Origin of the sequence: Neisseria sp. Dent CA1/247 (assembly GCF_022870825.1) — a bacterium.
Lineage (GTDB): Bacteria > Pseudomonadota > Gammaproteobacteria > Burkholderiales > Neisseriaceae > Neisseria > Neisseria zoodegmatis.
Window position 1 is genome coordinate 2,105,324 of the sequence record NZ_CP091522.1, and the last position, 25,710, is coordinate 2,131,033.

The following is a 25,710-nucleotide window of genomic DNA, read 5'->3' on the forward strand; positions in this document are numbered from 1 at the left end:
CCACACCGATATGAACATCATCGCCACCGCCATACCCGACGTGAAAATCCTCGAGCCGCAAGTATTCGGCGACGAGCGCGGCTTTTTTATGGAAACCTTCCGCGACCAATGGTTTCGGGAAAATGTTTGCGACCACACGTTTGTGCAGGAAAACCATTCCAAATCCGCGGCGGGCGTTTTGCGCGGGCTGCACTACCAAACCGAAAACACGCAAGGCAAGCTCGTGCGGGTGGTGGCGGGCAGCGTGTTTGACGTGGCGGTGGACTTGCGCCGCGCGTCCCCCACTTTCGGCTGCTGGGCCGGCGCGGTTTTGTCTGCCGACAACAAACGCCAACTGTGGGTGCCGGAAGGCTTTGCCCACGGCTTTTATGTACTGGGAGACGGCGCGGAATTCGTGTATAAATGCACCGATTACTACAACCCGCAGGCCGAGCATTGCCTGCTGTGGAACGACCCGTCGGTGAATATCCGCTGGCCGCTCACGGGCGAGCCGCAACTGTCGGCCAAAGATGCGGCCGGCAAAACGCTTACCCAAGCCGTTGTTTTTGAATAATGTCGATCTTCCCTTTTCAGACGGCCTCATCCGCTCTGAGGCCGTCTGAAAAGTTATTTTAATCATTTTGAACCCTATGAACCCCATCGCCATCAGCATCAACCGTTTCAACCGCGGCGGCGGCATGGAAAGCTACACCTTCGATATCGTCCGCGCGCTGGCCGCACAAAACATACCGGTGCGCGTTTACGCTTCGAGGTTCGACACTTCCCTGCCCGAATACGCGCAAATCGACGCGCAAACCGTCAACCAAAAGCGCATTCCCAAAAAACTGCGCCCGTTTTTCTTTGCGCGCCAGTTGCAGAAACTGCGCCGAAGCGGTGAACGGCTGATCGCCTGCAATCCCAGCGACCACGCCGATATTTTCGTCTGCGGCGGCACGCATCTGGGCTATTTGCGCGGAATGCAGCAGCAAGCCACCCTGCTCGACAAACTCACCATCCGCCGCAACCGCACCAATTACCGCACCGCCAAATCCATCATGGCGCATTCCGCTTTGATGCAGCGCGAGCTGGTCGAACTCTATGGCGTGAACCCCGACAAAATCCGCGTGGTGTATCCGCCCGCCGACATGCAACGCTTCTTCCCCGTGCCCGAAGAAACCGCCAACCTCCGCCGCAAATACGGCTTTGGCGAAAACGAAACCGTGTTCCTCTTCCCCTCCACCGGCCACAAACGCAAAGGCTTGGACATGCTGGCAAACTTTTTCGAGCACACCCGTTTGCCGGTTAAACTTGCCGTAGCCGGTTCGCCGCTGCCCCGCCCGATGAACAATGTCATCGAACTCGGTTTCTGCAAAAACATGCCCGTGCTTTACCGAGCGGCGGATTACACCATCATGGCCTCGCTCTACGAACCGTTCGGGCTGGTGGGCGTGGAATCGGTATTGAGCGGCACGCGCGTGGTGTTGTCCGACAACATGGCCTGCACGGAAGTGATGAACGACCATGCCGGTTTCTTCTTCTCGCGTGCCCGTCCCGAAACACTGGCCGCCGCCGTGGAACAAGCCGTCGCCCTCAAACAAAGCGGCACGCACAAACTGGCCGACCCGCAACAGGCATTAACTTACAATCCCTCTTTAGAACAGCACATTACCGAGCTTCAAGCCATGCTTGAGGCCGTCTGAAAGGTATCGCACGCATGAAACTGATTATTCTCGACCGCGACGGCGTGATTAACCACGACCGCGACGACTTCGTAAAATCCGTCGACGAATGGGTGCCCATCGAAGGCAGCATGGACGCGATTGCGTTTCTCGCCGAAGCGGGCTACACCATCGCCGTGGCCACCAACCAATCCGGCATCGGCCGCAAATTCTTCACCGTGCAAGACCTGACCGAAATGCACACCAAAATGCACCGTTTGGTACAACAGGCCGGAGGTAAAATCGACGGCATCTGGTTTTGCCCGCATCTTGCCGACGACAACTGCGACTGCCGCAAACCCAAGCCCGGCATGATTATCGACATCATCGAGCGTTTCAACGCCAATGCCGCCGAAACTTGGCTGGTGGGCGACAGCCTGCGCGATTTGCAGGCGATTGACGCGGTCGGCGGAAAATCCGCGCTGGTGCTGACCGGCAAAGGCAAAAAAACGCTGGAAAACCAAGGCGACGATTTGCCCGAAAACACCCAAATTTTCGACAACCTGCTCGCGTTTTCCCAATATCTGATGCAGGAAAACGCACGCAAGCAAGCGGCGGAAGAGAAGGCCGTCTGAAAACCCGTTAAAGAAAGCTCCCGATGCTCTATATCCGCAACCTGATTTACTGGCTGGTATTGGTATTGATTACCCCGCCGATGTTCACCCTAATCATCCCCATCGCCCTGATTCCCAAAGGCGCCAATCACGTCGGGCGGGCATGGGCGCTGATTTTGGTGTGGATGCTCAAGCACATCATCGGCCTCAAATACCGCGTGATCGGCCGTGAAAACATTCCCGACCGCCCGTCGATTATTTGCAGCAAACACCAATCGGGCTGGGAAACGCTCGCCTTTCAGGAAATCTTTCCGCTGCACGTTTTCGTGGCGAAAAAAGAGCTGTTCAAACTGCCCTTCTTCGGCTGGGGCTTGAAACTCGCCAAAACCATAGGCATAGACCGCAGCAACCGCACCCAAGCCAACCGCCAGCTGATGGAACAAGGCATGGCGCGGAAAAAAGAAGGCTTCTGGATCACCATCTTCCCCGAAGGCACACGCCTGCCGCCGGGCACGCGCGGCAAATACAAACTCGGCGGCGCACGCATGGCGCAGATGTTTGAAATGGACTTAGTGCCCGTCGCCCTCAACAGCGGCGAATTCTGGCCGCGCAATTCGTTTTTGAAATACCCGGGCGAAGTTACCGTTGTGATCGGCAAGCCCGTCGCCTACGACAGCGGCACGGCTGAAGAATTGATGAAGCAATGTGAAAACTGGATTGAAAGCCAACAGGAAAAAATCGACGGTGCCGGGCCGTTTGCCGCCAAAAAGGCCGTCTGAAAGTTTCAGACGGCCTGAGACCTTTGCAAAACCCTCAGATGTGGATGCAGTTCAAGGCGTAGCAGCGCAGCGAGTGCAGACATATCATATAGATAGGCAAACGAGCGAGCAGCGCACAACGCAGAAATGCGCCGCAGATGGAGGTTTTGCAAAGGTCTCAGCCTCAAAGCCAACTTAACATCATATAAACCATATGAACAGCGACACCTATTCCGCCCTCATTTTCGCCCTGCTGGTTACCCTGATCGGCGGAGCCTATTTCAACCGCGGCCTGCGCGACGCAGGCGTGTCGGCCAACACCCGCGCCGCCCTGCTTGCCGCCGGAGCCGCCGTGATTATCGGCTGCGCGCTCCACTATCTCGGCCTGATTTGACATGCAGCTTGCCCACACCCTTTCAGACGGCCTCGACATCACGCTCCATCTGAAACGCAGCGCCAAGAAAAACATCATTTTGCGGCCGCTGTCGGCAACCGCTATCCGCATCAACATCCCGCCCTATCTGAGCGAACGGCAGCTGCGTCAGTGGCTGCAACACAACGAACCGCTGATTCTCCGCACCCTCCATCACGCGCCGCCTGTGACCACGTCGCAAACCACGCCCGAACGGATTTGGTATCGCGGCGAACACCACCAGCTCCACACCCACGCGCAACACCACATCAGCCACCAACCGCCGCACTTTCTGCTGCCGGAACAACCGTGGGCGCAGCAAAAAACGCATTTGCGCCGCTTCCTCACCGAACGCGCCGCCGAAACCCTGCTGCCGCGTTTGCAGCAACACGCCCACGCCCTGCAACTCTTCCCCGCCGCCACCGCCCTCAGCAACGCCAAAACCTTTTGGGGCGTATGCCGACGGCGCACCGGCATCCGTCTGAACTGGCGTTTGATCGGCGCGCCCGATTTCGTGATCGACTATGTGTGCGTCCACGAACTCTGCCACCTTCCCCATCCCGACCACAGCCCGCGCTTTTGGGCGCTGGTCAACCGCCACACGCCCCATACCGCCGATGCCAAGCAATGGCTGAAGCAACACGGCAACGAGCTGTTTTTGCTGGATTAAGCTATCCTGCGCCCAAATACACAGAGGCCGTCTGAAAAACTTTTCAGACGGCCTCCAATCCGATGATTCAAACCATCGGCGTATTAAGCTTTCAGCGCCTCTTGCAACTCGCCCGCTTCGTACATTTCCATCATGATGTCCGAACCGCCGAGAAACTCGCCGTTTACATACAGTTGGGGAATGGTCGGCCAGTTGCTGTATTCTTTAATGCCTTGGCGCACCGCGTCGTTTTCCAACACGTTTACCGTTACAAAATCTTCACAGCCCGCGGCCTGAAGAATCTGCACCGCACGCGAAGAAAAGCCGCATTGCGGAAACTGCTTGGTGCCTTTCATAAACAGCACGACACGGTGGGTGGTTACGACTTCTTTGATTTGATCTTGAATGCTCATCTCGATTCCTGACTCTAAAAATAAAACGATTAAACGCCCGCATTATACGCGGTTTGAAAAAAGATACGTTAAGCTTATTTGCGGTTGCTCAGCATAATGCCGCCGAAAATCGCCGCGATGCCCGCCACATGATACACCTGCAACGTCTCGCCCAAGAGCGTTACCGCCAGCAGCGTGCCGAATACGGGCATCAGATAAATGCTCAAGCCCGCGCCCACCGCGCCCAAGCGGGCGATGGCGGCGGTGTAGCATAAATAAGCCACCACGGAAGGGAAAATGCCCACATAGGCAAACCCCGCCAGCGAACGCAGGTTCCAATTTACCGCCGCGCCGCCGGCCTGCTCCCACCACCACAAAGGCAACAATACCAGCAAGCCCAGCATAATCTGCACGGCGGTCAAACCCGTGCGGTTGATTTCTGCCGGTATTCTCTTCATCCACAGCGTGTAAAACGCCCAACACACCGCCGCGGCAAACACCCATAAATCGCCGGGGTGAAAACGCAGCGCCACAAGATTGTCCACGCGGCCCTGCAACACGACCACCAACACGCCCGACAGCGACAGCAGCAACCCCGCCGTCTGAAAACGGTTCAGCCACTGCCCGTAAAACACCGCGCCTATCAGCATAATCAACACGGGAATGCACGAATTGAGCAGCAAAGCGTTGGTGCTGGTGGTTGTGTGCAAGCCTGCGTACACCAGCGTGTTAAACGCGGCAATGCCTGTGAGTGCCGTTGCCGCGATCATTTTTTTGTGCTGGAAATACAGCGCCTTATCGCGCCGCATCGCCGCCCAAGCAAACGGCAGCAGAATCAGCAGCGAAATTACCCACCGCCCAAACGACAAGGTAAACGGCGGAATATCGTTACGCACCGCCCGCGCCACAATCACGTTCCCCGCCCATAACAGCGGCGGGGTGAGCAGAAACGGCAGGTTTTTCAGCAGGGAAGGTTTCGACATAACGGGCCGGGAATCAAAGTGGGCAAAACGTCATGCGGGTTACGGCAGCAGCGGCGCGTTACCCAAGCCTGCGTTTTCTTCAAAACCAAGCATGATGTTCATATTCTGCACGGCTTGGCCGGCCGCGCCTTTCACCAGATTGTCAATCACCGACAACACAATCCACACGTCGCTTTGCGGCGCCTGCTGCACGCTGATGCGGCAGAGGTTCGCCCCGCGCACGCTGCGGGTTTCCGGCGTGCTGCCCGCAGGCATGATGTCCACAAACGCGCTGTCACGGTAAAAACCGCTCAAGATATCGTGCGGGTTGGTGCCGTCTTTCAGATGCACATACATAGTGGCCTGCATGCCGCGTATCATCGGCGTAAGGTGCGGCACAAACACCAGCCCGTCGGCGATACCGCTTTGCAGGCCGCTAATGGTTTGCTTGATTTCGGGCAAATGGCGGTGTCCGCCCACGCCGTAGGCTTTGAAGTTGTCGCCCGCCTCGCACAGCAGCGTACCCACGTTGGCCTTGCGCCCCGCGCCCGACACGCCGGATTTGCAGTCGGCAATCAGCGGCATGTTTTCTTTCAGACGGCCTGCTTTCAACAAGGGCAGCAAGGCCAACGAAACGCAGGTCGGATAGCAGCCGGGGTTGGCCACCAAACGCGCTTTCGCCACTTCGGCGCGGTTCATCTCGCTCAAACCGTACACCGCCCCGGCCACTGTTTCGGGGCTGGCGTGCGTCATGCCGTACCACTTTTCCCAAGTGGGAATGTCTTTGATGCGGTAGTCGGCCGACAAATCGACCACGCGTACACCCTTGGCCAGCAATTCCGGCGCTTCTTTCATGGCTACGCCGTTGGGCGTGGCGAAAAACACCACGTCGCACGCGGCCAAGTCGGCATCGTCGGGCGTTTGGAACACCAAGTCATACACACCGCGCAGGCTGGGGAAATAATCGGCCACCGGAATGCCTGCCTCGCTGCGGCTGGTTACCGCGCAAACCTCAACATGCGGATGGCCGGAAAGCAAACGCAGCAATTCCACGCCTGTGTAACCGGTTGCGCCGACAATACCTGCTTTTATTTTTTGATGCGACATGATGTTCCTCTACTTATTACAAGGTGTTTTTATCAAGGCGCCAGTTTAAGCGCAAACAGGCCGTCTGAAAAGATTGGCTCAGGCTGTTTTATTTTTTCAGACGGCCTCATGTTCAAACGGAAACTCAAGCACACGTTAGCCCGGTTTGCCGTCCGCCCGCGGCGCCGTCAGCCACGGAATATACCGCCACGCATACAGCAACAACGACGCGGCAAACAAAGCGGCCGACAAGCGGATGCTGTGCGTATAAGCCGTACCGCCCACAAAAGCCGCCAGTGCGCGCACCAGCGTTGCCCCCACCATCAGCCAAAACGCCAAAGTCATTGGCGAAGGCGCCGGATAAATCGGATGCCCCGTGTGGCCGAGCGCCGTCCGCGCCATCATGCCCACCGTCAGCAAACCGATGCCGCCCACGCCGATCAAGTGCGCCCCCAAACTCAGATAAACCGGCACCCATTGCGCCACGCCCACCACCATCAAGCCCAGCGCCGTAAACAGATAGCCTGCAAACAAAATCCACAACATCGGCTCGCGCAGCACCTGCTTGTGCCACCAACGGAACAGCTGCACCAAATTAACCACGCCCGCGGCAAACGCACACAGCCCCACCAGCGTAAAGGCCGTCTGAAAAAGCATCAGCACCGCCGCCAACATAGGCAGCACCAAAGCCGACAAAGCCACCCACATCGGCGAAGACACCTGCGGAATGCCCAAACGCTTGGCTGTGAAAAACGGCATAATCCGCATCCCCACCAAGCCGATAAAACCGGCCACCATGATCAAACCCGCCAGCATACCGTTCAGCAGCGCCGCCGCCTGAAAAGGCTCCAGATAGAGATGAAACACAGCATGGGTAAGGCCGAACACCGCCAGCGCCACCACGGCAATATAGTTGCGCGAATTTTTGCTTTCGACCACCGGAATCGCCATACACACCGCCGCATACCCGAAAAACAGCGTTCCCAACACCCCGCTGACTGCCGCGCCGTGCGGAAAATACATCGCAATGCGCGCCAGCAGCCAGCAGGCTGTCAAGCCAAACAAAGCCGCACCGCGCGTAGGCGGCCGGCCGGTCCACGTTGCAACCGCCGTCAGCAGAAAACCCACCACCACCGCACCGGCATAACCCCAAATCATTTCATGCGCGTGCCAGTAAAACGAGGGCATATCCGCCGTACCCTGATAACCGAACCCCCACAGCAATATCGACACGGCGCCAAACACAGCCGCCAACGCATAAAACGGGCGGAAAGCCATTGCCCACACAGGATGGGAAAACAAGGTTTTCATGGTAAGTTCCTTTTATATAAGTTTTTATCCAGTGATCTTCACATACCGAAATGCCGGAAAAGCATCAAGCAGCTGCGTCCAAAAAATTGCCGCCTACCTTGCCAAACTATTTTTCAGACGGCCATCCTACAAAAGTCTTAACGCGTATCAGCCTTAATCAGCAGCAACCATTATTTAATCCATACCTCAAATACAGACCGAGGCCGTCTGAAAACCTTCCTCTCCGGCTTTAACAGTTCAATCTAAAAACGGCTCGAGCGCAGGAAACAGTTCACGCTCTTCAAAACGCGCATGGTCGCGCAAAGTCGTGGCAAAGCGGGTATTCCACTCCGCATCATCGTATTGCGGTGCCGCCGCCAGCCCGCGCAGCAAAGCATGTTCCGCCTCAAAACGCTGCCGCAAAGCCGGATCCAGCTTATCCCAATACGGCGCGAACTGCGCTTCTTCCGCCGCAAAATGCGCAAACAAATCAGGCAGGTGCGTTTCAATATCATCACGGTGGTTCTGCTTGGCATCGCGCAAAATCCGCACACACAATGCCAAAGTATGATGATGCTCGCGCGAGCGTTCGATTAAATCGGGATGGCGTTTCAAAGGTTTCATGGTCGTGCCTATGCTGGATTATTTTATAAGTTTCATATATTATGAAACTTATAACAACCCAAAGTCAAACTCACCTGCCATTCATCATTATGTATCTGACCCAGCACACCGATTACGGCCTGCGCGTATTGATTTACACCGCCATCAACGATGATGCTTTAGTCAACATCAGCACCATCGCCGACACCTACGGCATTTCCAAAAGCCACCTGATGAAAGTGGTTACTTCCTTGGTAAAAGGCGGCTTTCTCGACAGCATCCGCGGCAAAGGCGGCGGCCTGCGCTTGGCACGTCCTGCCGACCAAATCAACATCGGCACCGTCGTCCGCCATCTCGAGCCGATGCAGCTGGTTGAGTGTATGGGCAACAACAACCAGTGCATGATTTCCCCCAACTGCCGCATGGCAGGCATTTTAGGCGGCGGCATTCGCGCGTTTCTCAACTATCTCGACGGCTTCACGCTTGCCGACTTGGTCAACAAACCCACCTATGATTTACTGTATTTCCCGAAAGTTGACCTGATTGAAGAAAACGAAGCGGCCGAAGATGCCTAAAATGGCATGTTCCCTTATCAAGCCGTGCTTCCAACGCTATTGAATGGTTTCACTCACGATTGCACAAAGATTCATTCTTGATGATTTCAGACGGCCTTGATGCAACCCAAACCCATCATGCCGTCTCTTCTTTATCCTGAAACAGCTTGAGGCCGTCTGAAAGCGAACTTTGTGAGCTTCGCCAAAACGAGCAGAGCGGGTTTCGCTGAAAACCAACATAAACAAAGGCCGTCTGAATCCTATTTTCAGACGGCCTTTTTCCAATCAAACCTTAAAAATAAATACCGATTACTCAGCGCTTAGTTACCTGCTTTGGTCTCGGTAATAAACCCTACTTTGCCGATACCCGCTTCACGCGCCGAATGTAGGGCTTGGGCAACAAAGTCATATTCCACACTTTTATCGGCAGCAATCGCCAAAATCGTGTCTTCATTATCCGCTTTGGCCTGCTTCAACTTGGCGGTTACCTCTTCCAACGTCAATTTAGTCGTCGATTCCGCACCCAGCAAATACGCGCCGTCGGCATCAATCGTTAAGCGCAGAGGCTCTTTGGGCTGGGTTTCCTGTTTAACATTTTCCGAAGCGGTCGGCAGTTGCAAAGGAATGGAATGCGTCAGCACAGGCATAGTAATCATAAACACAATCAGCAATACCAACATCACATCCACCAAGGGCGTAACGTTGATGTCGGCCATCGGAGATTCTTCACCCGAATTCATCGAACCAAATGCCATAATCATCAATCCTTATTGTTCAACAGTTGAACATGAAAGTCGTGCGCAAAAGCATCCATATCCTGAGCCAGCGTTTTATTGCCGCGCACCAAAAAGTTATAAGCCAATACAGCGGGAATCGCCACAAACAAACCGAAAGCAGTCGCCACCAACGCCTCGCCGATGGGGCCTGCCACCGCTGCAATGCTCATCTGGCCGCTTTCGCTGATGTTGATCAACGCGTGGTAAATCCCCCAAACCGTACCAAACAGGCCGATAAACGGCGCCGTTGCCCCCACGGAAGCCAACGCAGTCAGGCCGCCGTCAAACTTGCGCAAAATCTGGCTCATGCTGTTACGGATTTGTCTTACCAGATAATCATTTAAAGGCACGGCAGCAGCAATTTGCGTATCTTTGTGTTTGCGGTAATTTTGATGGGCGCGTACCGCTTCCAAGGTCAATTCGCTCATCGGAGAAGAAACGCTCTGCGCTTTCTGCACGGCTTCATCCAAATTTTTAGCATTCCAAATTAACGGCTTAACCGCTTGATTGGCTTTCTTGGCCTGCATCAGCTTGATACCGCGCACAATCATGATGACCCAAGTCATAATGCTCATAAACAGCAGCAAGAAAAATACACTAATCAGTACGGCATCGCCCGATTCAAAAATTAACTTTAAATTCATAACTCTTTCCAAAAATAACTACAAAATAAATTAATGAAGCTTTTTATGCCGGCATCCATTTTTTCGAATAAAACAGATACCTGCCGAATGTTAAAAATATCTTAGAGGGTAAATTTCACAGGCACCGTAAACTCAGTCCAGCCTTTGGGATTAAATTTACCTTTACGGGCTCCACCGACCGCAGCCTTATCCAAGCGGGCATAGCCGCTGCTTCGAGAAATCTTCACATCTACAACTCTGCCGCTAGGATCTACTATTACTTTGAGCACAACAGTACCCTCTTCACCGTTCTCTTCTGAAAGCGGAGGATAAGGAGGTCTTGGAATTGAGCCTGTTGCTTTTGTAGGATTGCCTCGGCTACCGCCCGGGCCACCTGCGCCACGAGTATCCCCATCACCGTGACCGCTACCGGTTTTACTACCGCTACCCTCACCTTTGCCCGAACCGCGACCTTCGCCGGTACCGTCTGTGCCGCCACCTTTGCCTTGGATTTTGGAATAACCGCTGCCATCGCCTTTACCGTCTTTCGCAGTAACCTTGGCACCGCCTGCCGAAGTATTTTCCGAAGCATTGTCGTTGGTTTTAGCCACAGGTTTTTCAGCAGGCTTTTCAACCGTTTTTTCGGCCGGCTTCTCTACCGGCTTTTCAACCGGTTTCTGCTGAACTTCAGGCTTAGGTTTTTCAACAGGTTTGGGCTTAGGCGTTTCTTTAGCTTGCTTGATATCGGCCTGTTCTTTTTTCGTGATCACAGGCTTAAGCTCAGGCTTAGGCTGCTCAACAGGCTTGGGCTTGGGTTGAGGTTTAGCCTCAACTTTAGGCTTGGGCTTTTCAGGCTCCGATTTAGGCGTTTCTTCAGGAGCAGGCGCTCCGGCACCTTCCGGCTTACCGTCTCCGCCACCGAAATCGCTCAAATCAACAAACTCTATATGCTCCACGCCCATTTGCGCAGGCTTCACAACCTGCCATGCCAAAAATATCAGCCATATATGCAATAGAATTACCACTACAAGAGTAGTGGGTATTAAGACACGTTCATTTTCCATAATTTGCAATGTTAATAGCAATTATTCCTGTTTGCAACTTATTTTTTGTACAATATAACGTACAATGCGATTTTTTTAACATTTCACTATGTTTTGAAAGAGAATTTATAAGTTATTAAATTTGTTTATTATTTTTAGAATTAAAATAACAAAGAAATATGAGATTTGATCGATTTGGGTAACGAAAAAGCTTAATGCTACACATTGGGATGATAAAGCTCTTGCAGGAGGCCTAGTCAACTGCTTTTTTAGATACTGATCAAAGCACTTTCTTCAATACAAAAACAAAACAGTACCGCCGCATTCAAATTACTCAGCTTAGTAGCGATTCTTCATCATCAGAAGACTTAAAACAAGCAATAAAAAAGCACCTGATTAATCAGGTGCTCTTCAATATTTGGCGGAGTGGACGTCTGCCATGTATAGTGCCGTATTGTTATTTGCCATTTCAATAGTAATTTTCAATTCATATAGTTATAAATTTACTAGTACCAGATAGACCTATATTGTGCCATGATATCACTTTAAAAATGGTACACAAAATGGTACATAAAATGGAAGAGGTGCATGATGGGTAAAATTTTAAAAAACTCTGATATTTTAAAAATCAAAGCCGGAGAGAAGGCGATTGCCCAAGGCAGCGTACAGGGTCTTCAATACCGTCCTTCTGCAACGACGAATGGGCATGGCCAATGGATTTTCAGATATGTGAATCCCGAAGACGGCAGAAGAAAACAGATTAGTTTGGGTGTATTTCCTGATGTAGATGTGAATGCAGCTGTCAAATTGGCTTCTGAATATCGTCTCAAGCTGTCACAGAGAATTGATCCCCACAAAGAAAAGAAGCTGGAAAAGCACAATCAAAGCATTCCCACTTTTCACGAAGCTGCAATCAAACTTCATTCCATCTTGGAACCTAAATGGAAAAACCCAAAGCATAGCCGGCAATGGATTAATACTTTAAAACAATATGCTTTTCCGGTTATTGGGCACTGTCGAATGAATGAGATTAAGGCCGCTGATATAGAAAAGGTACTCTCTCCTATTTGGAATGAAAAACAAGAAACAGCCGTAAGGATTCGTCAGCGTATCGGCAGTATCTTTGATTGGGCAATAGCATCCGAATATTGTCAGTTTAATCCGGTTCCGGCGACACACTATCTGCTTGCACCTCCTACGCCTAAAAAACAGCGTGTAGAACATTTTCCGGCTATGCCGTGGAAGGATATTCCGGAATTTATTGCCAAACATTTGAGGAATGGGGAACACTACAATGTAACAAGGTATATTGTAGAGTTTGTCATTCTGAGTGCATGCCGTTCAGGAGAAGCTCGCGGGATGGTTTGGGAGGAAGTGGATTTTTCCAATCGAATTTGGACTATTCCGGCTGAGCGTATGAAAACAAAAGCAGTGCACCGAATTCCTTTAACTGACAGAATGTTGGAAATATTAAGTATTCTCAGGGAGTTTGATACCCAATTCGTATTTCCGTCGCCGTCGAAACAACAGCAATTGTCGGACATGGCATTAACGTCTTTCCTACGCAAACATTCGGCGCACAGCAATATTAAAGGCCGGGTGGCAACCATGCACGGTTTCCGTTCCAGTTTTAGAGATTGGTGCTCTGAAAACGGGAAGGATCCCATACAGGCTGAAAGGGCATTGGCTCATACGGTCAAAAATTCCGTAGAAGCTGCTTATCACCGGACGGATTTATTGGAACAACGTTTTGTACTCATGCAGGATTGGTCTAATTTTTTAGGCAGCTATCATAAAGAGTAAGATCGGATTTAACGGTCGACCACATACAATTGCCCACACATAAGCCTATATAATTAATAGAATATTTGACAAGTTTCTCTAATGTTTTTAGAATATTGACGTTCGATATCCATTGTATAATGGACTGCTTTAAAGCAACCTCAAAGACAGAATTGGATGGTCTGAGAACCGCTCCCCCAGGCCCGTAGCTCAGGTAAAAACGATCTGATTCAGTTTGACACCTTATATTTAATAAGGTGTCTCATAAAATTGTTAAAATTTGCCCAACTGAAAATATTACGTCCAATGCCCGAATAGCTTTTGCTCGGTGCTACGGTGGGGTGGTTGGCGAATAAAGAAAAACCGAGTTTCCTTTTTTCATGAAAGGAAACATTATGTTACTCACAAGAAAAGAAGTGGCTAAGAAATTGGCGCTTTCTGCGAGTAAATTGGATGAAATCCGCAAAAACGATATCACTTTTCCGCAGCCTCTGTATTTGACTGAGTCAAAAAAGATGATTCGATGGAAAGACTCCGATGTCGAAGCATGGATTGAGTCCAAACGGATTTTTTAAAACCATACAACGCTGCATTTTTGCAGCGTTTTTTGTTTGTGAAAGTGTTAAATAAAATAGCGGGCCGAAGCCCGCTATGTATTCATTATCTATTTTATCTTTGATAAGACTTTGGATAGATATACACGGTTTTACCTGTCGGCTTACCGTAGGTTGTGTTGATTGGTTATTCCTGCACAGCCAAGTGCAGGCAGTTCTCGGCGGCCAAGCCGAGAACTATTCCGGTCGGTGTGTAGTGACCGGACTCCGATTTTCGCCTTCACAGGCTCCGCCTCAACAACCGGCGGTCGAACCGCCGGTCATCAGCCGGCAGCCCGTTCAACGCCCGGATGCCATCCGGTTTGATTACGATGAGATTGTTCGTTTGCCCGTTCCTTTCGTATCCCCGACGGGACTTACCTTTGCACGCTGAACTCGCGCTCGGGTACGCAGCTTACGCTTTCCTACTCAGACACTCTCCCGGTCTTTTACCCTTTTCGCCGGTGCCACCCGTACGTTTTATGGGCAGTCAGACTTTCCCAAGTTAGTTTGTTGTTACTGCATCATTCCTAGCTGTCGCCTCACATAAATATCCATACCCTACGGCTACCCGGTGACCCGGTTTCAGTCGGTAAAGAGTCCACAAACCCTGACTTACTGGATATTTTGCTTCTTACGGCTCATTCAGTCCGCAGCCTCCTCATCACCATCATGAGGTATTCGGATGATTCAACACAGCGCCATTCGGCATCAGTTTCCCGACCCGTTTCGGCTACCGTTACACGCTTAAGCTCTCAACGACCCCGGATTTCTCCGGGTGCCGGCATACCAAGATTTCTCCCGTACGCCCTACAACATTTCTGTTGCACCGCAGCCGTCGTGTGTTGCATACGTCACGCTCTTTCGATACGTCCCGCAGGCCGGACTCTACCGGCTTTCACAAACAAACAGGTCGGTTCCGCATTACTGCGGCCGCCGTTTCCTTGTCGCCCGTTCTTAAAGGCCGGAACGGATTGGGTCGAATCGGGGAGTTTCACCCCGAAGCGCCCTTCGCAGTCGTACCAGCACCATTACGTGCATACGACTTCGGCAAACTGGACGGTTTGGCAGACCATCTCGATCTCATCACGTTGGGGGCTAGCCAACGATTAACAGGTGTGGCTAGCACCATCGGATAGGGTGATTGTAAGGGGTCTCCTTTTGCCGAGATAGGGGCTTTGGCTCCCTATCTCGGACTCTTCTATATTTGCTGCCCCTACCTGACTTAAAAATAAAGCCCCAACCCTTGATAATCCTAGTGGGTTGATTACATACCCAAATTTTTAAATTTAGCGTATGATATCTGCAACACAACACAAAAACACAACTGAATACGGTAAACCAAAAAAGTAAAAGATCAGGTGTAACAAGAGAGAAATGCGGCCAGGCATTTCGAATCGGATACCGATATTGTTGAGCGGTTTCTCGAAAGAAAGGATGCTCACGAACAGATAGCCTAAGTTGACCAACCGGTTTGGTGATGATGCGCATAGCGCCCGAACAAACTATATGAGCCAGAGGAAAAAACACTCCGGCTCCCCATAACATTTTGTCGAGGAGTGCAGATGATGCCATCCCAAACCCAAACCCAAACCGGATTGTTAATTTTTACCTGCCGTTCCATCTATATGCAGAGAATTGCCGATGCTGTAGAGGACGGCTACGAGTATTACGTCTGCGGTGAAGTGCCGACGGTAAAGTTGCCTGTATTGGTAGATAAATTTACCGTCAACTTCCCACTGCATCACTCGCCCAAACAACGCTACCGTGCGCGTCAGAAAGGTAAAAGCAGCACAAAATTGCTGTGCTACCGTCACGATAAGGAGCCGGATAAAGTCCGGTTTATTTTGCTGCACCGTCGCAATAAAAACAGCGATTTGCCCAAAGGTGAGCAATGGCAAATGGCCGCCAACCGCCATACCCGTATTCACAGTAGCGGTTATGAGTTGGTGCGCCTGCCGAATGAACGCAAACCGGACAGCCCCAAGAAACCATTAAAACCTTACCGATGGTCGTGGCGGTATACCGAGCAGCGCATGAGCGATTTTGAAGGGGATATAAAACGGGCGGTGGTCCGCAAGTCGGAAGCAGATTATTTGGCGTTGTTCGAAAGACTCTCCCGCACATTAGGCTTCGCAGGTGCGCGACAGCAGGCATTCGGTTTGCTGAAGCGTATGGAAAGTGAATGGTTTAAAACAACCGGCCGGAAACCGCCCCAGCATTTTAATGGTAAGCTGCCTACGGTAAGGCGGTTGAGGAATGAAGGGATTACTTTGGCTGAATTGCAGAAAGAATCCTAAATGCCATAAATCAAAATACGCGGCTGGAAGGAGAAATCCTACCAGCCGTTTTGTAAGGTATATCTAATTTAAAATCTATCAGGCAACCAAGCACAAACCCTTCTTCAAATACCTCTCCCATAGCTTTTCCAGTATCGTTTTTTTACAGTGCAATTTTTTTACTGGTCGTGAGAAATATTTTCACGACGAAAATCATAAATATAATCATTATCTTGCCATAAATTCACACAGATAAAACCGTTAGGCAGACATTCATGTGAGATGATAATGCAGAGATAATTTAAGGGACTGAAGTGGATTAGCCCTAAACATCACACCAAAGCCGCAGGGATTTTAGCTGCTGCCTTGGCGCTCCAAAGTTAAAACGAAACTCACATTCTTTCACGAACAGGTAAAAGATTTCCGGTCAATTTCGTTGTATTTCCATGAGGCACGTTTTGTCTGACTTCAAAAATTCTCAATGTTGTTGATATGGTTTTTCCGGTCGGGTCGGCAACAACTCGCTGTGGTTCATCCTATGGTGATGAAATCCGCTGCCAATACTTTGATCATCAATGAATGAAAAAACAGTTACCTAGATAAGCAGTCATTGCAATACTCCTAATGAATTGAATATAATCAACCCCCTGTTTTTTGATGATTTTTATAAAACTTAACGTGCTATCTGGGAAATATCCATGACCAAGCAGGTAACTTACAACCAACGCCCCGAACAGCAAGCCCGCGACATCATCGACCACAAACTGGAGCAGGCAGGTTGGGCGGTACAGTCAGTGAAATACTTTAATCCCAACAGCAGCTTGGGCGTGGCGGTGCGTGAATACCCCACCGACAGCGGGCCAGTGGATTATTTATTGTTTGTTGATAGAGAGCCGGTTGCCATTATTGAAGCCAAAGAAGAAAACTTCGGCCACAAGCTCAACACCGTGGAAGAGCAAAGCGCGCGTTATGCAGAAAGTGAGCTCAAGCACATTCCGCAAGCAGACATTGCTTTTTTATACGAAAGCACGGGCGTGATTACCCGCTTTACCAACCGCAACGACCCGGCTCCGCGTGCCCGCGAAGTGTTCCATTTCCACCGCCCCGAAACTCTGCAAAAATGGGCAAGCGAAGGCAGAAACACTCTGCGTGCCAAACTGAAAGCCATACCGCCGCTCAATCCCAATCATTTACCTGCTGCCGAATTGGGCTTACGCGATTGCCAATTAACTGCCATTGAAAATATGCAAGGTTCTCTGGCAAAAGATTTGCCGCGCGCCTTAATTCAGATGGCCACGGGCGCCGGTAAAACCTATACCGCCATCAGCATTATGTACCGTCTACTCAAATACACCGGCAAACGCCGTATTTTGTTTTTGGTGGACACCGTCAATTTGGGCGAACAAGCCGAGCAGGAAATGTTGGTCTTTACCCCGCCCGACGACAACCGAAAATTTACCGAACTCTACAACACCCAAGTGATTAAATCGCCGCACATTCCCAACGGCGTAGAAATCTGTATTTGCACCATTCAGCGCATGTATTCGCTGTTAAAAGGGGAAGACTTGGCGATTCCCGATAACGGTACGGAATTGGAAGAATGGGAAAACCGCCTGAAAGAGCCTCTACCCGTTGCCTATCAGCCCAATCTGCCGCCGGAATTTTTCGATTTTATCTTTATCGACGAATGCCACCGCTCGATTTACAACCTGTGGCGGCAGGTGTTGGATTATTTTGATGCCTATCTGATCGGCTTGACCGCCACGCCCGACAACCGCACCTTCGGTTTTTTCAATCAAAACGTGGTCAGCGAATACAGCCATGAGCAAGCCGTTGCCGATGGCGTAAACGTAGGCAACGAAGTGTATCTGATCAACACCAAAATCAGCCTTGAAGGCGGCAAATTCAAGGCCGAGGAACTGATCGAACACCGCGAACGCACCACCCGCCGCAAACGCTGGCAGCAGCAAGACAGCGACGAAGCCTATACCGCCAAACAGCTCGACAGGGATATTGTCAATCCCAGCCAAATCCGCACCATTATCCGCACCTTTCGCGACCATTTGCCCGTGATGTTCCCGAACCGCCTAGAAGTGCCGAAAACGCTGATTTTCGCTAAAAACGACAGTCATGCCGACGACATTATCAAAATGGTGCGTGAAGAGTTCGGACAAGGCAACGCATTCTGCAAAAAAATCACCTACAAAGCCAAAGACGATATTGTGGACGAACATGGGGAAATCATCGAACAAGGCGAAGAGCCCAAAACCGTCTTGGCGAATTTCCGCAACAGCTATCACCCCCGCATTGCCGTTACCGTCGATATGATTGCCACAGGCACAGATGTCCGCCCGCTCGAATGCCTGCTGTTTATGCGCGATGTCAAAAGCCGCAACTATTTCGAGCAAATGAAAGGCCGTGGCACACGCACGCTCGATAAAGAAGGCCTGCAAAAAGTCAGCCCGTCCGCCCCTTCTGCCAAAACCCATTATGTGATTGTCGATGCCATCGGTGTAACCAAATCCCTCAAAACCGCCAGCCAGCAATTAGATACCAAGCGTTCGGTCAGCTTCGCCGATTTGGGCAAAGCCGTGGTGTTTGGCGGCGCATTTGACAGCGACAGCATCAGCTCACTGGCCGCCCGCCTTGCCCGTTTAAACAAACAGCTCGACAGCGAACAGCAACAGCAGATTACCGACATCACAGGCGGCGTGCCTTTATCGCAACTGGTGAAAGACCTGTTTCATGCCATCAATGCTGATGAAGTCCATCAGGCAGCCTGCGAACAGGAGGGTATTTCTATAGAAGAGATGCCGTCTGAAACAACCCTTGACCACATACAAAAACAGCGCGTCAAAGATGCTACGCGCCTGCTTTCCATGAAACTCATTACCGAATTAGACAACATCCGCAAACAAAACGAGCAGAAAATCGACACCGAGATTGATACCGTTATCCACGTAGGTTGGGCAGAAGATGACCAAACCATCACCCAAAGCTTTGCCGAATGGATACACGACAACAAAGACAAAATCACCGCCTTGCAGATTTTCTACAATCAGCCCTACCAACGCCAAGCCTTAAGCCTTGCGATGATTAAAGAGCTGGCAGCCGCCATCAAAAAAGCCAAACCCAAATTGGCGTTTAGTCATATTTGGCAGGCCTATGCCCGTTTGGATCAAGTCAGCGAACAGGCAGAGAGCGAACTCACCGCCTTGGTCAGCCTCATCCGCCGGGTAATTGGCGTGGATGACAAAATCACACCTTTTGCCAAAACCGTGCGCAAAAACTTCCAAACATGGACATTTGAACACAACGCCCGTGCAGACCAACCGCTCACCGCAGAGCAAATGCAGTGGCTCACCATGATACGCGAACATATCATTACCTCGTTTGCCATCGAAGAAAACGACTTTGAACTCACCCCGTTCAACCAATACGGCGGTTTGGGTCAAGCTTATGACGTATTAAGCGAAATCGCCGCCAACGACCAAGATTTTAACGCCCTGCTAGATGAAATTAACCGACAATGGACAGCATAAACATGACCGCAGAAATACACAGACCGAAAGGGTGGAAGAAAACGACTTTGGGGGAAATTGCTACTTATGTTAATGGCAGAGCTTTTAAACCAATAGAATGGAGCAAAGCAGGTACGCCTATTATTCGTATTCAAAATTTAAACAACCCAAATGCTGAATATAACTACTATGATGGAAGTATTGAGGAAAAATACCATATTAAAAATGGAGACTTACTTTTTGCATGGTCTGCATCACTTGGAGCATATATTTGGAAAGGCGAAAACGCTTTCTTAAACCAGCATATTTTTAAAGTGTTGCCAAAAGAAAATATAGATAAAACATTTATTTATTATTTACTTGATAAAGTTACTAATGAGCTTTATGCGAAAGCGCATGGTTCTGGAATGGTTCATGTAACAAAAGGAAAATTTGAAGCAACATCAGTTAATATTCCCCCACTTGAAACCCAACAAGCCATTGTCAATAAAATCGAAAGCCTGTTTGCCGAGATTGATGCCGGCATAGACTGCTTGAAAACCGCAGACCAGCAACTCAAACAATACCGCCAATCCCTGCTCAAAAACGCCTTTAACGGCGAACTTACCAAAGCGTGGCGCGCCGAGCACGCCCACACCCTGCCGTCTGAAAACGAACTGCTCACCCAAATTCAGACGGCCCGCGAACAACACCACGCCCAGCAGCTTGCCGACTGGCAAACAGCTATCAGCCAATGGGAGCAGGGCGGAAAAACAGGCAAAAAACCAAGCAAACCATCTGCCTTAAAAAAACTTGAATCAATTGAAAAATTGAATGAAATTGAACTAACGGCATTGCCTGTTGGTTGGTTTTGGGAGCGTTTAGGATTAATGACTTTAGGAGTTGAATATGGTACATCAGCCAAATCACGTTCTGAAGGCAAAGTTCCTGTCTTACGAATGGGAAATATGCAAAATGGTAAAATTGATTGGACAAACCTTGTTTATTCTGATGATGATGAAGAAATTGAGCAATATTTATTAAAAAAAGGGGATGTTTTATTTAATCGTACAAATAGTCCTGAATTAGTCGGTAAGACATCAATTATTGAAACAGATGAAAAAGCAATTTTTGCAGGCTATCTTATTAGAATAAATCATTTAACCGATATTATTGATGGACGATATTTAACCTATTTTCTAAATTCAATGATTGCCAAAAATTATGGTAATTTTGTGAAAACGGACGGCGTTAATCAATCTAATATCAATGGTCAAAAATTAATTAATTATCCATTTGTATTTTGTTCATTGGGCGAACAAAAAGAGATTGCCAATATCCTTGAGCAAAAACTTACAGCCTGCGACCAACTTGCCGCCGAACTTACCGCACAACTTAAACAAGCCGAACTGCTCAAACAGGCCGTCTTAAAAGCGGCATTTTCAGGTAGCCTTTTGGATAAATAAACCACAGAGAAACCCATAATGACCACACCGCAAAACCACACCTCAAATGCCATTGTTAACAAAGTATGGAGCTTTTGCAATATGCTCCGCGATGACGGTGTGAGCTACGGCGATTATTTGGAGCAGATTACTTATCTGATTTTCTTGAAAATGGCGTTTGAATACAGCCAGCCGCCTTATAAGCGCGATGTCGGCATTCCCGCCGAATACAACTGGCAAAGCCTGACCGAACGCACAGGGGCGGATTTGGAAAGCCATTATCTTGCCTTGTTGCGCGATTTGGGCAAACGCAAAGGTCTACTCGGTCAAATCTTTGCCAAAGCACAAAATAAAATCCAAGACCCTGCTAAATTATCCCGCTTGGTGGCGATGATTGGTGAAACCAAATGGACACGCTTGGGCGTGGATGTAAAAGGCGATATTTACGAAGGCATTTTGGAAAAAAACGCCGAAGACACCAAATCGGGCGCAGGGCAATATTTTACGCCGCGAGCTTTGATTGAAGCGATTGTCGAATGTGTCCGCCCGCAGGCGGATACTGTGATTGCCGACCCGGCGGCGGGTACGGGCGGTTTTCTGCTGGCAGCATACAGCTATTTGGAAAAGCACGCCGATTTGAATGCCGAGCAAAAAGCACGCTTAAAAAACGGTACATTTTTTGGTAATGAAATTGTCGCCAATACGCGCCGCTTGTGTTTGATGAATCTGTTTTTGCACGGTATCGGCGAAATGGACGGCGACAGCCCGATCAGCTCCGACGACTCTTTGCTTGCACCAAGCGCACGTAAAGCGGATTTGGTTTTGGCCAATCCGCCATTCGGCAAAAAAAGCAGCATCACCATTACCAATGCTGAGGGCGAAGCGGAAACCGAAGATTTTATCTATAACCGTCAAGACTTTTGGGCAACGACTTCCAACAAACAAGTCAATTTCTTGCAGCATATTTACACCATGCTCAAAAACAACGGCCGGGCGGCGGTGGTTGTGCCCGATAATGTGCTGTTTGAAGGCGGCGCAGGCGAAACCGTGCGTAAAAAGCTATTGCAGATGACCGATTTGCATACGGTTTTGCGTTTGCCGACAGGCATTTTTTACGCCAACGGTGTCAAGGCGAATGTGTTGTTTTTTGATAACCGCCCAGCACAGGAACAAGCCGTTACCCAAGAAATTTGGGTGTATGACTACCGCACCAACGTGCATCACACGCTGAAGAAAAAACCGATGCAATTGGCGGATTTGCAGGATTTTATTGCCTGTTATTGTCCAAAAGACCGCTCAAAGCGCGTAGAAACCTATCATGCTGAAAACAATCCCGAAGGACGCTGGCGTAAATTCAGTATTGATGAAATCAATCGGCGCGAAAAAACCAGCTTGGATATTTTCTGGCTCAAAGACCATTCTTTAACCGATTTGGATAATCTGCCTGATCCCGATATTTTGGCCGATGAAATCATCGAAAATATCGAAGCGGCTTTGATGAATTTCCGTAGCGTTGCCGCGCAGCTGGCAGACTAGGGCCTGTCTCTATCTGCATTGCTGCAGTGATTTCGGGTCTAGATTTGCTTTTTACACCCTAATCCGACAAAGGCCGTCTGAAAATATTTTCAGACGGCCTTTGGGCTTTTAATAATAGCAGGATTGTTTATTTATAATCCGTAATACGTAATTATTGAGGCAGTTTACTTTGCCAGTATTGTTTTTTTGTTTTGTTTTTAGGAATCTCTAAAGTGCCTTTACTATAAATCTCTACCAATCGTATATTGGCATCTTGTATGCCATTTTCAGCTGCCGATTCATACCAACGTAATGCAGCCAGCTCATTTTTTGGAATGAAGTGCCCATTGATTAATCTTTGTGCAATTTCATATTGAGAACCCGCATCTCCCATTTCTGCTCCTTTTGAATAATATTCAGAAGCTTGATATTCATTGTTTGGGAATAGCTTATTTTTTTCGGAATGGAGCTTACCTAATACATAAAATGCGATTGCGGGATTTGTCTCTTGAATAGTATCTAACCATTTTTTTGCTTCCTCTTTTGCTTCTTGGTCAGTTTTCTTAGCTAAAAGGCAAATAAGATGAGCTTGAGCAACCGGATGATTAAATTCTGCGGCATTGCGCAACCATTCTTCAGCCTCTTTAAGATTATCTAAGTCTCGATATATTAAACCAACATTAACTATTGCATTAACATTTCCTTTTATGGCAGGCTCTAACATCCAGTTTAAAGCTTGTTCAGGATTACGCATTCAAATGCTTTTTTATTATTTTTCTCAACAACTGCTCCTGTTCTGTAAAACCAACTCATCATATTTTGAGAACCACTAAATCCTTGGTTAGCTGACTTATTAATCCAGTAAAAAGCCTGCTCCATATCTTGAGGTATTTTTTTACCTTCGTAAGTAAGCTACACCTAAATCATACTGGCGAACAATATTATTTTGCTCTGAACATTTCTCAAGCAGCACGTTGAGTCCAAAATCAAAACCTTATTCAAAATTTTGTTGAACATCTATTCCTTCACGATATTTCATGCCCAAATTATATTGACTGACTGCCTCTCCAATCTGAGCACATTGAATGAGCTGTTTTACAGCTTGCTCGGATACATCGATAGCACAATTTAGCTTTGTGTCAGATACTTGCTTATCAAAATAGCCGCAACCAAATAATTCCAAGCTAAATATCATCAGAATAATATTGTTTTTTATCATAACATTTTGGGAAATTAAAAATAATTATCAGAAGGGTGTACATACCGTCGCTTGAACGCACTGTTTAACTGTTGAACCCAATTGTGTGCCCCAAGCGCAGGCCCTGTTGTTCCTGTAACGAGCGGCTGCCCTCCCATAGAAAACGGGTTTCCGTTTGGTTGTGGATGTTTCTGTTTGCTGATCCTTCTGCCCAAGGTGTCGTAGTTGACAAATTCTGTTGTTAAGTAAGTAGTACTAAGGATAAGTAGTGTATTTGAGGCAATATTTTCAGCCAGGTCTGTATCTCAACTAAAAAAATTTATTCATTATCGAGCTTACTTTGCCAATATTGCACTTTAGCTTCATCTTTAGGGATTTCTGGAGAGCCTCTACTGTAAATATCAACTAAAACAGCTATAGCAGGCCTCCATCCCTGATTTGCTGCTAATTCATACCATTTAACTGCCTCCTTAAAATCAGGCCTAACTCCTTCTCCATTATGGTAAGCAATGCCAAGATTATATTGTGCAGGCGCAAATCCTGTATCAGCCGCAATTTGATACAACTTGAATGCTTTTTCAAAATTTTTATTTTCACTCTCAATCACTCCAATAATTCCATTCGCTCCTACCATTCCATTGTTAATTGCTTTTTCTGCCCATTTTTTTGCTAAATTATTATCCTTCTCTATACCATCGCCTTCTAAATACATCACAGCCAAATCATGTTGTGCTTGGGGTAGGCCTTGATTAGCTGCTTTTTGAAACCAATAAAAAGCCTCTTTTTTAGATCCTTCAGCTCGCGAAACAAGGTAAAAAGTTGCTAAATTTTGCTGATCAATAGGATTATTATTTTTTGCACCTAATTTTAAACATTCGTATTGAGTTAATATATCTTCTTGCTTCCAAATCGGACAAGAATTTTGCCTCAACTGCTCCATTTCTTTTGCATCAATTTGTGGTTGCCTAAAATAAACTGATTCTTGACAACCTATTAAAATTAATGTTATAGAGAAAAATAAATATTTCATTTCATGAACCTTTTTTTGATATATCTTTCAAACATAAAGTTTTCTGCTGACATGCCATTACATTCCCCCCCCCATTTGCTGGTACTAATACCCACACTTGAGGTGATAGATCCCGTCTCAATATCTTTACAAGAGCTAGCATTCGGCCCCATAGAAATCCCCCCACAATATAACGAAGATTTTCCACTTGTAGCCTTATCAGTAGATGCTAATAAATCAACTCCTGCAGATCGCCCAGGAATAGCTGCTGCACAAAACCCATGATGCAAACAAATGTCATAAGAACCCTTTTCGTCGCGACTTAATACTCCACCTACATATCCATATCCATGTTCAAATTGAGAATTTACCTGAGTTCCCAGTTGGCCAGTTTGCTTAATGGTATCCAATCCCGCTTTACATCTTGCAGTATGTGGACCATTTTGCCCACAGCCATGCGGGTCTGCATGAGGAGGAATATAAGGTCTCCTAAATTTGTTGCCAATACGATCGAAAGCATTATCTATAGTTTTCATTATTCCTTCCAAGCCTAACGGATCAATCCAATTGTGTGCGTTATGAGCAAAGCGATATAAGTTATTGCCGCCCGCCAACCCAATCGGATCCTGCTGCGTAAACCGCCCGCAGTGCGGATCGTAATAACGGAAGAAGTTGTAATGCAGACCCGTCTCTGCATCCGCATACTGGTTCTGTAACCTGAACGGCTGATGCACGTCTTCTTTCAGGTTCGCACTCTCTGCATTATTCAGTCTACCCCAGCCGCTGTATTCTCCGCGCCAAACGATGTTGCCTTCCCCGTCCGTCAGTTCGCGCGGAATGCCGATTTGGTCGTTGTGGTAGTACAGAATCCGTCTGTCGGCTTTGCCGCCGTCCCGGTTGGCCGTCTGAACGATTTGTGCCAACGGTTCGTAACTTCCCTGTTCGGTATAAACGTAAGTATAGGTCGCTTTATCGCCGTATTCCTGTAAC

The 25,710-nt window shown here is 48.7% G+C and carries 26 protein-coding genes and 2 pseudogenes; 13 read left to right on the forward strand and 15 right to left on the reverse strand.

Annotation, left to right across the window (positions count from 1 at the left end; translation table 11 throughout):
- The first annotated feature begins 10 nt into the window (after positions 1 to 10).
- The 4 genes from rfbC (at position 11) to LVJ85_RS10345 (ending at position 3,030) form a co-directional block, all read left to right on the forward strand.
- A complete protein-coding gene (gene rfbC, locus LVJ85_RS10330; RefSeq protein WP_244739743.1) occupies positions 11 to 553 on the forward strand; it encodes a dTDP-4-dehydrorhamnose 3,5-epimerase in 543 nt (180 codons plus the stop codon).
- Between the two features lie 76 nt (positions 554 to 629).
- On the forward strand, positions 630 to 1,679 hold the full coding sequence (locus LVJ85_RS10335; protein ID WP_244739745.1) for a glycosyltransferase family 4 protein: 1,050 nt from the start codon (positions 630 to 632) through the stop codon (positions 1,677 to 1,679).
- A 14-nt stretch (positions 1,680 to 1,693) separates the two neighbouring features.
- On the forward strand, positions 1,694 to 2,272 hold the full coding sequence (gene gmhB / locus LVJ85_RS10340; protein ID WP_244739747.1) for a D-glycero-beta-D-manno-heptose 1,7-bisphosphate 7-phosphatase: 579 nt from the start codon (positions 1,694 to 1,696) through the stop codon (positions 2,270 to 2,272).
- Between the two features lie 23 nt (positions 2,273 to 2,295).
- Positions 2,296 to 3,030, forward strand: coding sequence for a 1-acyl-sn-glycerol-3-phosphate acyltransferase (locus LVJ85_RS10345; protein WP_244739748.1), 735 nt, complete (start codon positions 2,296 to 2,298; stop codon positions 3,028 to 3,030).
- Between the two features lie 5 nt (positions 3,031 to 3,035).
- Here LVJ85_RS10345 and LVJ85_RS10350 read toward each other — a convergent pair whose 3' ends face one another.
- Complete coding sequence (locus LVJ85_RS10350; RefSeq protein ID WP_370686915.1) at positions 3,036 to 3,182, reverse strand: lipoprotein signal peptidase; 147 nt, start codon at positions 3,180 to 3,182, stop codon at positions 3,036 to 3,038.
- A gap of 41 nt (positions 3,183 to 3,223) precedes the next feature.
- Between LVJ85_RS10350 and LVJ85_RS10355 the strand changes: the two genes are divergently transcribed.
- Both LVJ85_RS10355 and LVJ85_RS10360 read left to right on the forward strand, forming a co-directional pair.
- Positions 3,224 to 3,403, forward strand: coding sequence for a hypothetical protein (locus LVJ85_RS10355; protein ID WP_244739752.1), 180 nt, complete (start codon positions 3,224 to 3,226; stop codon positions 3,401 to 3,403).
- A 1-nt stretch (position 3,404) separates the two neighbouring features.
- Entirely contained in the window at positions 3,405 to 4,091 is a 687-nt protein-coding gene (locus tag LVJ85_RS10360) for a M48 family metallopeptidase (protein WP_244739754.1), read from the forward strand.
- Between the two features lie 83 nt (positions 4,092 to 4,174).
- On the opposite strand, the gene grxD is transcribed toward LVJ85_RS10360, so the two are convergent.
- The 5 genes from grxD to LVJ85_RS10385 form a co-directional block, all read right to left on the reverse strand.
- Positions 4,175 to 4,483 (reverse strand): Grx4 family monothiol glutaredoxin, encoded by a 309-nt coding sequence (gene grxD, locus LVJ85_RS10365; RefSeq protein ID WP_115134470.1) that lies wholly within the window; start codon positions 4,481 to 4,483, stop codon positions 4,175 to 4,177.
- 74 nt (positions 4,484 to 4,557) lie between these two features.
- Positions 4,558 to 5,445, reverse strand: coding sequence for a DMT family transporter (locus tag LVJ85_RS10370; RefSeq protein ID WP_244739756.1), 888 nt, complete (start codon positions 5,443 to 5,445; stop codon positions 4,558 to 4,560).
- Between the two features lie 39 nt (positions 5,446 to 5,484).
- Complete coding sequence (gene argC / locus LVJ85_RS10375; protein WP_244739759.1) at positions 5,485 to 6,531, reverse strand: N-acetyl-gamma-glutamyl-phosphate reductase; 1,047 nt, start codon at positions 6,529 to 6,531, stop codon at positions 5,485 to 5,487.
- 135 nt (positions 6,532 to 6,666) lie between these two features.
- Entirely contained in the window at positions 6,667 to 7,821 is a 1,155-nt protein-coding gene (locus LVJ85_RS10380) for an NnrS family protein (RefSeq protein ID WP_085364036.1), read from the reverse strand.
- Positions 7,822 to 8,058: 237 nt separating this feature from the next.
- Positions 8,059 to 8,424, reverse strand: coding sequence for a hemerythrin domain-containing protein (locus tag LVJ85_RS10385; protein WP_244739760.1), 366 nt, complete (start codon positions 8,422 to 8,424; stop codon positions 8,059 to 8,061).
- Between the two features lie 89 nt (positions 8,425 to 8,513).
- Here LVJ85_RS10385 and LVJ85_RS10390 point away from each other — a divergent pair, with 89 nt between their 5' ends.
- Positions 8,514 to 8,978 carry an Rrf2 family transcriptional regulator gene (locus LVJ85_RS10390; RefSeq protein WP_115134466.1) on the forward strand — a complete coding sequence of 155 codons (465 nt, stop codon included), beginning with the start codon at positions 8,514 to 8,516 and terminating at the stop codon, positions 8,976 to 8,978.
- A 299-nt stretch (positions 8,979 to 9,277) separates the two neighbouring features.
- Here the strand turns inward: LVJ85_RS10390 and LVJ85_RS10395 are convergent, their stop codons facing one another.
- From LVJ85_RS10395 to LVJ85_RS10405, 3 genes are all read right to left on the reverse strand, one after another.
- Entirely contained in the window at positions 9,278 to 9,712 is a 435-nt protein-coding gene (locus LVJ85_RS10395) for a biopolymer transporter ExbD (RefSeq protein WP_244743180.1), read from the reverse strand.
- Between the two features lie 5 nt (positions 9,713 to 9,717).
- A complete protein-coding gene (locus tag LVJ85_RS10400) occupies positions 9,718 to 10,377 on the reverse strand; it encodes a MotA/TolQ/ExbB proton channel family protein (protein ID WP_244739761.1) in 660 nt (219 codons plus the stop codon).
- 101 nt (positions 10,378 to 10,478) lie between these two features.
- A complete protein-coding gene (locus LVJ85_RS10405) occupies positions 10,479 to 11,420 on the reverse strand; it encodes an energy transducer TonB (RefSeq protein WP_244739762.1) in 942 nt (313 codons plus the stop codon).
- A 567-nt stretch (positions 11,421 to 11,987) separates the two neighbouring features.
- On the opposite strand from LVJ85_RS10405, the gene LVJ85_RS10410 reads away from it, so the two are divergent.
- The 3 genes from LVJ85_RS10410 (at position 11,988) to LVJ85_RS10420 (ending at position 16,074) form a co-directional block, all read left to right on the forward strand.
- Positions 11,988 to 13,202, forward strand: a complete 1,215-nt coding sequence (locus tag LVJ85_RS10410) for a site-specific integrase (RefSeq protein WP_244739763.1) — start codon at positions 11,988 to 11,990, stop codon at positions 13,200 to 13,202.
- A gap of 374 nt (positions 13,203 to 13,576) precedes the next feature.
- Positions 13,577 to 13,756 (forward strand): AlpA family transcriptional regulator, encoded by a 180-nt coding sequence (locus tag LVJ85_RS10415; protein WP_158087943.1) that lies wholly within the window; start codon positions 13,577 to 13,579, stop codon positions 13,754 to 13,756.
- Between the two features lie 1,583 nt (positions 13,757 to 15,339).
- Positions 15,340 to 16,074, forward strand: coding sequence for a hypothetical protein (locus LVJ85_RS10420; RefSeq protein WP_244739764.1), 735 nt, complete (start codon positions 15,340 to 15,342; stop codon positions 16,072 to 16,074).
- A 304-nt stretch (positions 16,075 to 16,378) separates the two neighbouring features.
- Here the strand turns inward: LVJ85_RS10420 and LVJ85_RS10425 are convergent.
- A pseudogene (locus tag LVJ85_RS10425) lies at positions 16,379 to 16,609 on the reverse strand (IS1595 family transposase); the annotation flags it as partial.
- 142 nt (positions 16,610 to 16,751) lie between these two features.
- On the opposite strand from LVJ85_RS10425, the gene LVJ85_RS10430 reads away from it, so the two are divergent.
- The 3 genes from LVJ85_RS10430 to LVJ85_RS10440 are packed head-to-tail and all read left to right on the forward strand — an operon-like array spanning position 16,752 to position 22,534.
- The gene (locus LVJ85_RS10430) at positions 16,752 to 19,595 is read left to right on the forward strand and encodes a DEAD/DEAH box helicase family protein (protein WP_244739765.1); all 2,844 of its coding nucleotides are present in this window, start codon (positions 16,752 to 16,754) and stop codon (positions 19,593 to 19,595) included.
- Positions 19,596 to 19,597: 2 nt separating this feature from the next.
- On the forward strand, positions 19,598 to 21,019 hold the full coding sequence (locus LVJ85_RS10435) for a restriction endonuclease subunit S (protein WP_244739766.1): 1,422 nt from the start codon (positions 19,598 to 19,600) through the stop codon (positions 21,017 to 21,019).
- 18 nt (positions 21,020 to 21,037) lie between these two features.
- Positions 21,038 to 22,534, forward strand: coding sequence for a class I SAM-dependent DNA methyltransferase (locus LVJ85_RS10440; protein ID WP_244739767.1), 1,497 nt, complete (start codon positions 21,038 to 21,040; stop codon positions 22,532 to 22,534).
- A 151-nt stretch (positions 22,535 to 22,685) separates the two neighbouring features.
- Here LVJ85_RS10440 and LVJ85_RS10445 read toward each other — a convergent pair whose 3' ends face one another.
- From LVJ85_RS10445 to LVJ85_RS13495, 5 genes and pseudogenes are all read right to left on the reverse strand, one after another.
- Positions 22,686 to 23,267, reverse strand: coding sequence for a tetratricopeptide repeat protein (locus tag LVJ85_RS10445; protein WP_244739768.1), 582 nt, complete (start codon positions 23,265 to 23,267; stop codon positions 22,686 to 22,688).
- Positions 23,243 to 23,410 (reverse strand): annotated as a pseudogene (locus tag LVJ85_RS13490) (hypothetical protein); the annotation flags it as partial. The gene LVJ85_RS10445 and the pseudogene LVJ85_RS13490, both read right to left, overlap by 25 nt.
- Before the next feature lie 97 nt (positions 23,411 to 23,507).
- Positions 23,508 to 23,732 carry a hypothetical protein gene (locus LVJ85_RS10450; RefSeq protein WP_244739769.1) on the reverse strand — a complete coding sequence of 75 codons (225 nt, stop codon included), beginning with the start codon at positions 23,730 to 23,732 and terminating at the stop codon, positions 23,508 to 23,510.
- A 298-nt stretch (positions 23,733 to 24,030) separates the two neighbouring features.
- Positions 24,031 to 24,741 carry a tetratricopeptide repeat protein gene (locus LVJ85_RS10455; RefSeq protein ID WP_244739770.1) on the reverse strand — a complete coding sequence of 237 codons (711 nt, stop codon included), beginning with the start codon at positions 24,739 to 24,741 and terminating at the stop codon, positions 24,031 to 24,033.
- A complete protein-coding gene (locus LVJ85_RS13495; RefSeq protein WP_370686916.1) occupies positions 24,738 to 25,643 on the reverse strand; it encodes an RHS repeat domain-containing protein in 906 nt (301 codons plus the stop codon). Before LVJ85_RS13495 ends, LVJ85_RS10455 begins: the two co-directional genes overlap by 4 nt.
- Positions 25,644 to 25,710 lie beyond the last annotated feature (67 nt).